Here is a 12,359-nt window from a genome sequence, read left to right on the forward strand (position 1 = left end):
CTGATAAACAAAAGTGGACATGTCAATTCATCCTGGAATAGTCGCATGGCAAGCTGAGAAGCTTATTTATCGGCCGTTTTTATTGTGTCCGGGTTCGCAGAAACTGGTACAATTAAAGAAGAGACTAAATTGACTAAGATCCGTTAAGAGGGGTGAGACACATGAATTATCAAATACTGCTAGCGAGTTTAGCGGGATTAGGAGTGTTGCTGTTTCTGGTACAGTGGATCCGGCAAACGCGTCACGCCCTGCACGGGGGAACACGGCCTCTGGCAAAGACCCATCCGACGCTGAATTGGTGTCTGCTGCTCGTAGCTATTTTGGCCGGAGCTGGGGCCAGCGTTAGCAACATGCAGACTGAGGCTGCTACCAGCCAGGCTGCCGAATCGTCATCAGTCAAGGCTCAACGTGCGGCACGAGCATCTAGCAGTTCAGCTAGTTCGGCCAGTGCCAGTTCGGTTGCTAAGGAAGCCGCCGCAAACAATAACCGTCAGGGCGAGCAGAAGATGGATGAACTGCCGACTCCGGACCATCAGAACATCAAGCTTGATCAGAATGGCCGCGCCGTCTTGAATAATTTCGCGGTGCCAGCCAAGAACCAGTTGCAGATTATCGATGCGGGTAGCGGTAATGTTCTACAGACGTTTTCCGCTCAACCCAATGCGGGCGCGGTTAACTATACCTTTACCAAGGTTGGAAACTACTATCTGATCTTGACTGATGGTCAGCAGACGAAGACCATTGTGCTCAACGTCAGCCGCTAAGATTTTCTTAAGGTCGGGGGTAAAAGCCGGCCTTAAGAATAAGGATTGATTATAATTGATAGGGATTTAGAGACAGCCGAGAAGGAGTGGCCGTAAATGAAGATTTTAGTTGTCGATGATGATAAAGAGATTGTACAGTTGCTGGAGATTTATATCCGCAACGAGGGCTATGAGCCGTTAGCTGCTTATAACGGCAAGGAGGCCCTAACCAAGCTGAATACCAATCCGGACATCGCATTGGTTATTTTGGACCTGATGATGCCTGAGATGGACGGGATGGAAGTTATCAAGCAGGTACGTAAGGACTCCGACATTCCGATCCTTGTCCTGTCTGCCAAGACGGCCGATATGGATAAGATCCAGGGCTTGATCAGCGGAGCAGACGATTACGTAACCAAGCCATTCAACCCGTTAGAAGTTATGGCCCGGGTTAAGTCGCTGTTGCGGCGCAGCCAGGGAGAGGTCACCAATGATCAGCCAGACGTCCTCAATGTTGGTCCATTGATTATCAACAAGGACTCACACGAGGTGAAAACAATCAAGGGGGATACGATCCAACTGACGGCCCTTGAGTTTGGGATCCTCTACCTGCTGGCCAGTCACCCAAACCGGGTCTTTTCCGCTGATGATATTTTTGAGCGGGTATGGCAACAAGAGAGCGTGGTCTCCGCCAAGACGGTGATGGTCCACGTTAGCCACCTGCGGGACAAGATTGAAGAGGCTACCAACGGTGAAAAGGTGATTCAAACCGTCTGGGGTGTCGGTTACAAGATCGAGAACCACTAGTTTATTGAGGGGGTTCAAGCGTGAAGCTTACTGGACGTGAAAAAAGTTCACTGATTTTTGAAGGGGTTATCACGGTCATCCTGTTGATCTTACTGAATATGGCTGTTTTGACCATTATTCAGGACGTCATTCAGTCTAATCCAGGGGTCACCAGTGGGATTTTTATGATCAAACAGTCATTGAAGATCGGCCCGATGCAGGCCCAGATCTGGAGCTACCAGCGGATCCTGATTATCTTCCTGGTCCTGATTGACGTTTGGGTTGTCTGGTGGCGTTTGCGTCGCCGCTATCACCTGTACCTGATGAATCATATTATCGGTGAACTTCATTACATTGCCCAGGGCCACCTTGACCACCGGATCCCGTTTCGTCTCAAGGGTAGCGAGCAGCACGTGATCACTAGCGTTAACGCCCTGGTTGACAGCGCGGTCCAGTCGATGGATGATGAGCGCAAGATCGAGAAGTCTAAGGATGAGTTGATCACCAACGTTAGTCATGACCTGCGGACCCCGCTGACCAGCATTATCGGCTACCTGGGCTTGATTGAAGATAAACAGTACCAAAACGAGGCGGATATCCTCAAGTACACCCACATTGCCTATTCAAAGGCTAAACAGATGAAGAACCTGGTAGACGACCTTTTCGAGTACACTAAGGTCCAGCAACATGGAGCTCCGGTCAATATTATGCGGGTTGACCTCGACCAGTTGTTAGAGCAGCTGACCGCCAGTTTTGCCCTAGAGGCTGACCGGCGGGGGATTGAGATCAGCTCGAAGGTGGTGCCCAACCCCTTGATGATTGAAGCTGATCCCGAGAAATTAGGGCGGGTATTCAACAACCTCGTCGCTAACGCCTTCAAGTACGGCAACGGCGCCAGCTACATCCGAATTACCGCCCATCAGGAACAAGATCAGGTCGTGGTCAAAGTCGCCAATGATGGGACCCCGATCCCAGAGGAAGCCCAGCACCACCTCTTCGAGCGCTTTTACCGGGCTGAGGCATCTCGATCTCGGGCCACGGGTGGTACCGGTTTAGGACTGGCAATCGTTAAGAGCATCGTCGACTTGCACCATGGCAAGGTAACAGTGGCCTCCGACGCCAACGAGACGGCCTTTATCGTCACCCTGCCCCTCAAGCAGGAACAAGTTAAACAACTTTAATAAAGAATGAAGAAGTTTGTCGCAAATTCTTCATTCTTTTTATTTCGCTATATTCATTAAAATTGGAGTGTGTTAAACTGAAAGAGCATTGTGTCGCTTTATTTTGATAAAAGATGACGGTAATTGGAGGAAATTCTGTGGCTAAAGCGCAAATAAATCCAGAAAAAGCACGATGGCTAGAAGTCTTAGGCATTGCGATGCCGCTCTGCCTTAGCTATATTCCAATCGGATTAGCTTGTGGAATTTTATTACACGCAGCGGGCTTTAACTTTATAATGACCCTTGTGGTATCAATCGTGGTTTTCTCTGGCGGGGCTCAGTTCATTCTGGCGTCGTTATTGACAATTCATGCACCGTTGACATCAATCTTTATGACTCTATTCTTCCTAGAACTGCGGTATGCTCTTCTGGGGTCGAGTCTTTCCAAATACATCAAAAATGAATCACAACACTTCATTTGGCTGTTTGCCGTATCGATGAACGATGAAAACTATGCGGTGAACTACCTGAAGTTTGCCACCGACAAGAAATGGACCCCCAAGGACGGGTTATTGGTTGAACACTACTCCCTGATTTCCTGGTCGGTGGCCAACATGGTCGGCGGTTTGATTGGGAGCACGCTTTCTATTAACCTGGAAGTGGTAGACTTCGCCCTGACGGCCCTCTTCCTGTACATGGTTGTGATGCAGGTCCGTAACCACTTGACCCTGTTGATCTGTCTGCTTTCGGCGGTCCTGGCAGTGGTCTTCCTGGTTCTTACCAAGAGCACGCTGGGGATTGTGATTGCCACCCTGATTGCCTCCTTTATTGGCTTCTTGATTGAGAACACGGTTCGCAAGCACAGTAAGAATCCCGACAGCAATTGGTTCCTGACTAAGATCTTCCGACCGATGGCCACCCGGATCACGGTGGAAGATCAGCAGGAGCGACGTGAGCTGAAGAAAGTTAAGCAGCAACTGGATGCGGATCAGGAGCAGACCCCATCTGAACATGATGATTAGTGGAGACTAGGTATGGAACAACTATTTAGTAATTTGCCCTTATTAATTTCCGACACTGGCAACAGTAAAATCTTGTATCATATCATTGTCATTATTTTTGCGGCGTTTGCGGCATTTATTCCCCGCTACTTCCCAATTCTGTTTTTCTCTACCAGAAAGATCCCGGAGTGGTTTAACGAGTGGATGAAGTACGTCCCGGTCAGTCTCTTTACCGCCCTGATTGTGAAGGGAATTTTCGTAACAACGGCCGGTTACCACTTTGTCCCATTCGGTCACGTCGAGCAAATCTTGGCAGCCCTGGTTGTAATGGTGGTTGCCTACTTTACCCGTTCGATGGCGATCTCAGTCATCGGTGGCCTGGTCGCGGTTTGGCTATTGAGTATGGTGATTTAAGAAAAAGAGGCTAGGAGAAAACTTTGTTTTCTCCTAGCCTCTTTTTCAGTTCCGAATATTATAAAGTAAGGCTAGCTACGGTCAATTGCTGGCCTGTTCCGTGCCAACAATCGTCCTAGGCTAGCCTTATAGTTCCTAACCGAACTCCTTTAGTTTAAAATTATTAATGGTGATGGTGGCGGGCACGCTGGGCAGCTAAGGTGTTGCGTTCCCAGAACACCCCGTCTGTATAGCCCTGAATGCTGTCGCCAGCGTCCGTCTGCTGTAATCGGTACTCACCCCAAGCAGTATAGAGGAGACTCTGCTCGATGCCGATGAAGTGGCGGTTAAGTTTCTTGGCAGTAACCAGGCTTGATCCGGCACCGGCGAAGGGGTCGAGGATCAGATCGCCAGGGTTGGAGCTGGCCAGGATGATCTTGGCCAGCAATTTCTCAGGTTTCTGGGTTGGGTGACCAGTGTTTTCGGGCATCGACCAGTAAGGTATCGAGATGTCGTCCCAGAAATTGGAAGGCATCGTATCCCGAAAACGGCCGGCCGCGGTTTCCTTCCAATCGCGGGCTTGGCCAGCGATACGGTAGGGGGCGATCACCTGTCGTCGCTGCTTAACCCGGTTAACATTGAAGGTATAGTTATTCGGGTCGCGGGTGAGAAACCAGATATCTTCCATCCCGTTCTTCCAGTTAGTTAGGGCACCACGTCCCTTCTCACGCTGCCAGGTGATCCGATTCTTGATGGTGAAGTTTTGCTCCAGGACCGGGGCCAGGGAAATGCTGGTCTGCCAGTCAGCGAAGACGTAGAGGCTGGCCTGAGGTTTGAGTTTAGGTAGGAGGGCATCGATCCAACGTTGGGTGTAAGCTCGGTAGTCCGAATCGGTCATTTTCTTGAAGTCGAGGCCGTCATACTTCTTGTTAAGGTTGTAGGGCGGGTCGACAATTGCCAGGTCTGCTATCTTGTCAGGGAGGCGGGGCAAGACATTAAATGCGTCCCCGTTGATGGTCTGGTCGATCACTGCTGCCCGGTGCTCCAGCTGGTCGTCCTCGTGTAGGATCTGATTGAGGACGCCAGCTGGGGCGTTGGCCAGGGAGAAATCGATGGTCTTATTGCGTGGTGATTTTGACATACGAGCCCTCCTTACAAAATTATTGCTAACTAAGATCATACCATATCGGGACACTGGAAGAAATTTCAATCAAGGTGTTGACAACTTTAGGGAAATCATCTAGTATTATGAGCAATCGAAATACCTTTAACTTAGTCCAGCGAGGCTAGGAAGGATTTAACTGAGCGTTAGAATAATTCGACCTTCTTAGTCACTGCTGAGGAGGCCATTTTTTATGCAGAATTTCCCGGCCAAATCGACAGTGGCGGCGGGTCCTCGCCCACGTAATCAAATAGGTATTTTTGAAAGAACTGAGCCATTTAATTGTCTCCTGTGAGAGCAGAATCGGTGCAGTGTTTTCAGCCTATCCACATAAGCAGAAACACACCAAAAGCAGCGTGACCGCAAACCAGGAGACTGGATCGGTTGACGCTGCTTTTGTCGCTTATGCAAAGAAAAGGAGATCTATTTGATGATTAGCACTGAACGTATTCAACCAAACGTTGTCACTGTCGCCGACATGGATGCCGCCGATGCCTTGGATCTGATCAGTGAGGCCGAGGAGTACAAACACGGCAAGAAGGCGGAACTTACCCGCCCAGCTTTTGCCGCCAACCTTTTCTTCGAAAACTCCACCCGGACCAAGACCAGTTTCCAGATGGCGGAGATGAAGCTCGGCATGCACGTCATGCAGTTTGAAGCGGGGACCAGTTCGGTCAAGAAGGGGGAAAGCCTCTACGATACTATCAAGACGATGGAATCGATCGGGGTTGATATTGCCGTTATTCGTCACCCCGAAAACGAATACTACAAGAATCTGATCAAGCACCCAGATCTCAAGATTGGGATTGCCAACGGTGGTGACGGAAGCGGCCAGCACCCGTCACAATGCATGCTCGACATGATGACGATTCACGAAGAGTTTGGTAATTTCATTGGCCTCAAGGTCCTAATTATTGGTGACCTATCCCACTCCCGGGTGGCCCACTCTAACGCGATGATGCTTCACCGCCTCGGTGCCAAGGTTTACTTCGCTGGTCCCCAGGAATGGTACGATGACGACCTTAACCAATATGGAACTTTTGGCGACTTTGATGAATTTCTGCCACAGATGGACGTTGTCAACCTCCTTCGGGTCCAGAATGAACGGCTATCCGGCGCGGAAAACGGCGCCTTTGATGCTGAAAAGTACCATGAACAATACGGCCTAACCCACGAACGCTACAACAAGATGAAGAAAGGCGCCATTATTATGCACCCGGCACCAGTCAACCGGGGTGTGGAAATCGCCAGTGACCTGGTCGAGGCGCCCAATTCCCGAATCTTTCAGCAGATGCAAAATGGAGTTTTCGTCCGGATGGCAATTCTGAGTCGGATTCTCCGCTACAAGGGCATCATGTAAGACGGGGCCGCAATTATGAGTCAAACCCTATTGAAAAACGGTCGTCGCGTGGTCGATGGACACTTGACAGCCGGTGACATTTTGATTGAGGACGGCAAGATTGCCGCGATCGGGACCAACCTCAGTGCCAATGATGACGCGATAGTATATGATCTGGCCGGTAATCTGATTACGCCGGGCCTGATTGATATCCATGTTCACCTGCGTGAGCCGGGTTATACCAATAAGGAGACAATCGCCACCGGCAGCCGGGCCGCGGCCCATGGCGGCTTTACCACCATCGCCGCGATGGCCAACCTGAAGCCGACTTGTGATACGCCGGAACGTTTCCATGCCCAAGAGGCCCGCAACGTCAAGGATAGTGCGATCAAGATCATCCAGTATTCCCCCGTTACCAAGGGTCGTGCGGGAAGGGAGCCGGTCGATGTCGCGGCCCAATACGCTGCGGGAGCACGCCTCTTCAGTGATGATGGGGCCGGCATCCAGGACGCCAGTGTTGTCTACCAGGCCATGCAGGAGCTTGCCAAGTACGATGTCCCGATGTGCGATCACGCTCAGGACAACCAGCTGACCAATGACGGGGTTATCAATGATGGACCGGTTGCCCAAAGAATGGGGCTGCCGGGAATGCCAAAGATCAGCGAGACGGCACAGATTGCCCGTAACATAGTAATCGCCCAGGCCACTGGAGCCCATTATCACGTTTGCCATGTTTCGACTAAGGAAAGCATTGAGCTGGTCCGTCACGCCAAGCAGCTGGGAATCAACGTTACCTGTGAGGTTACGCCCCATCACCTCTTATTGGCCGATGCGGACATTCCGGATGATAACGCGGAATACAAGATGAACCCGCCATTACGCAGCCGGAAAGATCAAGAAGCTTGTTTGGCCGGCCTGCTCGACGGCACCATCGACTGTATTGCCACTGATCATGCACCACACACTGATGTTGAGAAGGGGCAAGGGTTCTTAGCCTCACCAAACGGAATCGTCGGTAGCGAGACTGCTTTTGCCCTCCTCTACACCCGCTACGTCAAAAACGGGATCTTTACCCTAGGGCAGTTGATTGACTGGCTGAGTGGGGCACCAAAGCGGGTATTCAAGCTTAATAAGGCTGGTGGATTAATGGTCGGTGACCCGGCTGATGTCGCTGTCTTTGATATCGACCACCAGACGACGATCAAGCCTGATCAGTTCTTCTCTAAGGGCCATAACACCCCCTTTGTCGGTGATCGGGTCTATGGGGCCACCGTTAAGACCTTCGTTGATGGGAAACTCGTCTATGACCGGGAGGATGCAAAATGAAGGATGAACAACGATTGGCAGTCGAACTGCCGGGCTTATCCCTGAAAAATCCTGTGATCGCCGCTAGCGGCACCTGCGGGTATGGGCAGGAGGTCGCCAGAAATTACGACCTTAATCGCTTGGGTTCCCTGGTGATGAAGTCCACCACCATGCACCCGCGGTCGGGGAACCCGCGCCCTCGAGTCTGTCATACAACAGCCGGCTGGCTGAATGCTAACGGTCTGCAGAATGTCGGTGTTCAGCGAGTCGTCGACGAGAAGATCCCTTGGCTTCAGGTCAACTATCCCCAATTACCGATAATCGCTAGTGTGGCTGGCTTCACCAACGACGAGTATGTTGCGGTCGCCGATCGGCTGACAACCGGCGGCGGGGTCAACGCCCTGGAACTAAACGTTTCCTGCCCGAATGTCAGGCACGGTGGCTTGGCGATGGGTACCGATCCGGCGGTCCTGGAACAGCTGGTCAAGCAGGTGGTTGCCATGACCCATGGGGTGCCGGTCTACGTCAAATTGACTCCCAACGTGACCAATATTGTGCCCCTGGCCCAGGCAGCTGAGAGTGGTGGAGCCAGCGGGCTGACAATGATTAACACTCTGACCGGGTTGAGCATCGACCTCAAGACCCGGCGCCCCGTTTTGGCCAACGTAACTGGCGGCCTGTCGGGCCCAGCACTAAAGCCGATGGCCTTACGAATGATTCATCAGGTTCGCCGCGTTTCCGCGTTGCCTATTATCGGGGTGGGTGGCATTGAGAGTGCGGAAGATGTCCTGGAGTTTGTGATGGCCGGGGCCAATGCGGTTGAGGTTGGCGCGGCTAGTTTTCACGACCCCCTGGCCCTACCGAAGATCATCGCAGAACTGCCGTTGACGATGGATAAGTACGGGATTGAGAAGCTGACGGACCTATGGGAGGTAAGATTTTGAAACGTTATGTACCAATGGTTGCAATAGATGTGGCGACCAAGGAAGCGGCGGTTAAGCTATTTGACGAGCTTGATGTGACCCCTAAGCCGATTGTCAAGATCGGAATGGAGATGTACTACGGACTGGGTCAAGAGATTGTACACGAGGCCCAGAAGCGTGGATTTAAAATCTTTCTCGACCTGAAACTCTATGATATTCCCAATACAGTGCACCGAGCTATGGCCGCCATCGGCCGTCTCGGCATCGACTTTACCACCATTCACGCGGCGGGCGGAACAGAGATGCTGACGGCGGGACTGGCCGGGCTGGAAGAGGGCGCGGTCGAGGCGGGGGTCCGTCCGGCCAAGCTATTGGCGATTACCCAGCTGACCTCAATCGACGATAAAATTCTGCATGAACAACAGCACGTCGACCTTTCCCTGATTGAGTCGGTGCAAAATTATGCCCAACTGGCGGAGAGTGTCGGCTTAGCTGGGGTAGTCTGTTCGGCTCACGAACTGCCAGCAATTCGGCAGGTGACCCGGCCTGACTTTCTCTGTATCACCCCTGGCATCAGACCATCGCTTGCCGTACATGATGACCAGAAGCGGGTAGTGACCCCAACCCAGGCTTGCGAACTCGGCAGCAACGGAATCGTGGTCGGGCGGCCGATTACTCAGAGCAGCGATCCAGTTGCGGCATACCAGCAAATTCAACAAGCATTTCTCGCAGATTAGGAGGAATTAACCATGACTTATTCACAAAGTGTTGCTAAGGCATTATTAGACATTCATGCAGTAACCCTGAGCCCCGACAAACCCTACACCTGGGCGAGCGGGCTGAAGTCGCCTATCTATACGGACAATCGCCTGACGATCTCCTACCCGGACGTGCGCCAAGCAATTTATAACGGGATGGAGGAACAGATCAACCTCCACTTTGCGGATGCCGATGTGATCGCTGGGACCGCAACGGCGGGGGTTCCCCACGCCGCATGGGTTGCTCAGGAGATGGGGTTGCCAATGGTCTACGTTCGGTCCAAGCCCAAGGATCATGGTCAGGGACACCAAGTTGAAGGGGTTCTCAAACCGGGACAGAAAGTCGTGGTGATTGATGATTTGATCTCCACTGGCGGCAGCGTCCTCAACGCTGTCCGGGCGATCAATAATACTGGCGCCCAGGTGATCGGTGTAGTGGCCGTCTTTACCTATCAGCTGCAGGCTGCGGAACAGAACTTTCTGGCTAACGACCTGAAGTATTTCGCCGTTACCGACTATTCGACCCTAATTGCGGAAGCGAAGGCTAATCACCAAATTAGTGCCGACCATCTTAAGTCTCTCCAACTATGGCGGGAGAACCCAGTCAAGTGGAGCGACGACCATAAGTTCAACGCGGCTGGCTAAGGGACAAGCAGAATAGATCTCAAAAAAGTCACCATGATTGGTGGCTTTTTTGCGTTCTGGACCCTGCAAGGGTGTATACTGTGAGCGTTTAAGCGATTCGAACAGATTACAATGATTGGGAGATTAAAAATGGAAAATGAAAATGGGCAAAAGGTCACTTACCAGGATGACTACTTCGCCCGACGGCACTGGGGCCGCAAACTCTGGCAGACCCTGGTTGCGATCTTCTGTTGGCTGGTTCTGCTGGTGCCATGCGTGGTTACCATCGGTACTTACCTTGCTTACATTACTGACGGTCGGCAGGGATTTTACTTCTGGCACTACCGCGAGGGATTTAGTGAGCTGGACCTTCTGCTCATCCTCCTCTTTATTATCGGTCTCGGGATGGCGGTCTTCTGTCTGTTGGTTGGTGGCATTCAGAACCGGCGACGCAAGCGGGTCCTGGAGAAGACTCCACAATACGATATCCAAGAGAGCAATCGGCAGGTGGACAAGGCGATGCAGTTGGCGGCTGACCGTTTTGGTTCCCGCCATTTCCGGCATACGGTACGTTATTACGTCGTCAAGTCAGAACAGAACTTCACCAGGGATGACCTTAAGAACGCAATCAAGTATGACGGGGAGGGACAGAAATGATTTCAAACATTGTCAATGGTATTCAGTTGGGCCACGACCCCTGGCTGATCGTCCTGCTGGTGGTAAACCTGATCCTGTGCATCTATCCAATTATCGGAGCGATGTACTGGTTCTGGGGTGCGGTTGCCTATGCCCTCTTCCGCAAGCACGACGATGAGCTAGCGAGCCGGGAGGAGCTGAAACGCCACCCCTTTATCACAATCATGGTGCCAGCTCACAATGAAGAAGTCATCATTGAGAGTACAATTAACTACCTTCTCCACGACCTAAATTATGATCATTATGAGGTTTTGGTGATGGACGACGGGAGCACCGACGAAACGCCAGCAATTCTGGCCCGTCTCCAGAAAGTCAATCCGCGTCTGCGGGTTGTCCGGATTGACGACAATCAGGGTAAGGCCCATGCCTTTAACGTCGGGATGTTCTTTGCCCGTGGTGAGTACATCCTGAGTAACGACGCTGACACGATTCCAGAGCCTGACGCCCTAATCAAGTACATGCGCTACTTTGCGAGTCCACGCGGGATCAACTATGCGGCAGTCACTGCCAACATGGATGTCTATAACCGGACGACCCTGTTGGGCAAGTCACAAACAGTTGAGTTTTCCAGTATCGTTGGCATCATCAAGCGTAGTCAGACGGCGATCAACAACACTATGTATGCCTATAGCGGTGCTAACACGATGTATCGCAAGCGTTTCCTGATCAATGCCGGGGGCTTCCGCCAGGACCGGGCTACTGAAGACATCAGCATTGCCTGGGATCATACCTTCATGAATGTGGTGCCGCGTTTTGCCCCGGATATCGTCTTTCATATGAACGTTCCTGAAACCGTCCGCGACCTCTTCCGTCAGCGGAACCGCTGGGCACAAGGCGGGACGGAGGTCTGGCTGACCAACTTCGCTAAGACCTTTGCTCACCCCTGGCGCAACCGCTATGTTCTGCCGATGGTACTGGACGCGACCTTATCCTTAGTCTGGTCCTTCTTCTTCGTCGTCACAACAGTTGTTTTTATCCTGCTGATGCTCTACTACTTAAGTGTCGGCAACTATGAGCGGATCTACCATGGAATCGTGATGAGCATGATCTTTGTCAATTTCCAGCTGATCGCCGGCCTCTTTCAAGTACTCGCAGCCTTGATCCTCGATTTTCAGGGGACCAAGCTGAAGTACATCCTTTTTTCGCCCCTTTACCTGCTCTTCACCTGGATTGTCAACCCGCTGACCATTATCATTACCTTTCATAAGGCCATTAAAACCATTCTGGGCTTTGGAAAAGGGACCTGGCAGAGTCCCAAACGGCGGACCAATTAAGCATTAAAAACGACCCGTGCGGATTTGAAGTGCCTCATAATTGTTAGACAAAGTTCTAACAGTTACGAGGCACTTTTTATATGACTCCCGAAATGTCAATTTAAATTAGAAAAAAGCTGAAAGTTGTTCATCTGTGACATAGCTTAAGAATACTTCAAGTGGCGTGCGATAATTGAGTGACTTACGAGGAATATT

At 51.5% G+C, this 12,359-nt stretch carries 13 protein-coding genes and 1 pseudogene; 12 read left to right on the top strand and 2 right to left on the bottom strand.

The genetic code is table 11. The features are described from left to right. The first annotated feature begins 161 nt into the window (after window positions 1-161). The 5 genes from CK797_RS07570 to CK797_RS07590 all read left to right on the top strand — a co-directional run bounded on the left by CK797_RS07570 (window position 162) and on the right by CK797_RS07590 (window position 4,104). On the top strand, window positions 162-764 hold the full coding sequence (locus CK797_RS07570) for a hypothetical protein (protein WP_146085285.1): 603 nt from the start codon (window positions 162-164) through the stop codon (window positions 762-764). Between the two features lie 96 nt (window positions 765-860). Continuing rightward, complete coding sequence (locus tag CK797_RS07575) at window positions 861-1,550, top strand: response regulator transcription factor (protein WP_104689158.1); 690 nt, start codon at window positions 861-863, stop codon at window positions 1,548-1,550. A gap of 20 nt (window positions 1,551-1,570) precedes the next feature. Continuing rightward, window positions 1,571-2,710 carry a sensor histidine kinase gene (locus tag CK797_RS07580; RefSeq protein ID WP_104689159.1) on the top strand — a complete coding sequence of 380 codons (1,140 nt, stop codon included), beginning with the start codon at window positions 1,571-1,573 and terminating at the stop codon, window positions 2,708-2,710. Between the two features lie 137 nt (window positions 2,711-2,847). After that, complete coding sequence (locus CK797_RS07585; RefSeq protein ID WP_104689160.1) at window positions 2,848-3,711, top strand: AzlC family ABC transporter permease; 864 nt, start codon at window positions 2,848-2,850, stop codon at window positions 3,709-3,711. 12 nt (window positions 3,712-3,723) lie between these two features. Then, window positions 3,724-4,104 carry an AzlD domain-containing protein gene (locus tag CK797_RS07590; protein WP_104689161.1) on the top strand — a complete coding sequence of 127 codons (381 nt, stop codon included), beginning with the start codon at window positions 3,724-3,726 and terminating at the stop codon, window positions 4,102-4,104. Between the two features lie 163 nt (window positions 4,105-4,267). On the opposite strand, the gene CK797_RS07595 is transcribed toward CK797_RS07590, so the two are convergent. Further along, window positions 4,268-5,224, bottom strand: a complete 957-nt coding sequence (locus tag CK797_RS07595; RefSeq protein WP_104689162.1) for a DNA-methyltransferase — start codon at window positions 5,222-5,224, stop codon at window positions 4,268-4,270. 451 nt (window positions 5,225-5,675) lie between these two features. Between CK797_RS07595 and CK797_RS07600 the strand changes: the two genes are divergently transcribed. The 7 genes from CK797_RS07600 (at window position 5,676) to CK797_RS07630 (ending at window position 12,164) form a co-directional block, all read left to right on the top strand. Continuing rightward, window positions 5,676-6,605, top strand: coding sequence for an aspartate carbamoyltransferase catalytic subunit (locus CK797_RS07600; RefSeq protein WP_104689163.1), 930 nt, complete (start codon window positions 5,676-5,678; stop codon window positions 6,603-6,605). Window positions 6,606-6,620: 15 nt separating this feature from the next. After that, entirely contained in the window at window positions 6,621-7,910 is a 1,290-nt protein-coding gene (locus tag CK797_RS07605) for a dihydroorotase (RefSeq protein ID WP_104689164.1), read from the top strand. After that, the gene (locus CK797_RS07610; protein ID WP_104689165.1) at window positions 7,907-8,833 is read left to right on the top strand and encodes a dihydroorotate dehydrogenase; all 927 of its coding nucleotides are present in this window, start codon (window positions 7,907-7,909) and stop codon (window positions 8,831-8,833) included. The genes CK797_RS07605 and CK797_RS07610 overlap by 4 nt, the downstream gene beginning before the upstream one ends. After that, window positions 8,815-9,549 carry an orotidine-5'-phosphate decarboxylase gene (pyrF, locus tag CK797_RS07615; RefSeq protein WP_104689166.1) on the top strand — a complete coding sequence of 245 codons (735 nt, stop codon included), beginning with the start codon at window positions 8,815-8,817 and terminating at the stop codon, window positions 9,547-9,549. The genes CK797_RS07610 and pyrF overlap by 19 nt, the downstream gene beginning before the upstream one ends. A gap of 12 nt (window positions 9,550-9,561) precedes the next feature. Continuing rightward, window positions 9,562-10,215, top strand: a complete 654-nt coding sequence (gene pyrE / locus CK797_RS07620) for an orotate phosphoribosyltransferase (RefSeq protein WP_104689167.1) — start codon at window positions 9,562-9,564, stop codon at window positions 10,213-10,215. 129 nt (window positions 10,216-10,344) lie between these two features. Then, complete coding sequence (locus CK797_RS07625) at window positions 10,345-10,851, top strand: ABC transporter permease (RefSeq protein ID WP_104689168.1); 507 nt, start codon at window positions 10,345-10,347, stop codon at window positions 10,849-10,851. Further along, window positions 10,848-12,164, top strand: a complete 1,317-nt coding sequence (locus CK797_RS07630; RefSeq protein WP_104689169.1) for a glycosyltransferase family 2 protein — start codon at window positions 10,848-10,850, stop codon at window positions 12,162-12,164. Before CK797_RS07625 ends, CK797_RS07630 begins: the two co-directional genes overlap by 4 nt. Before the next feature lie 105 nt (window positions 12,165-12,269). Here the strand turns inward: CK797_RS07630 and CK797_RS07635 are convergent. Then, window positions 12,270-12,359, bottom strand: a pseudogene (locus CK797_RS07635) (IS30 family transposase); the annotation flags it as partial.

It is taken from the genome of Limosilactobacillus pontis, from assembly GCF_002940945.1.
Lineage (GTDB): Bacteria > Bacillota > Bacilli > Lactobacillales > Lactobacillaceae > Limosilactobacillus > Limosilactobacillus pontis_A.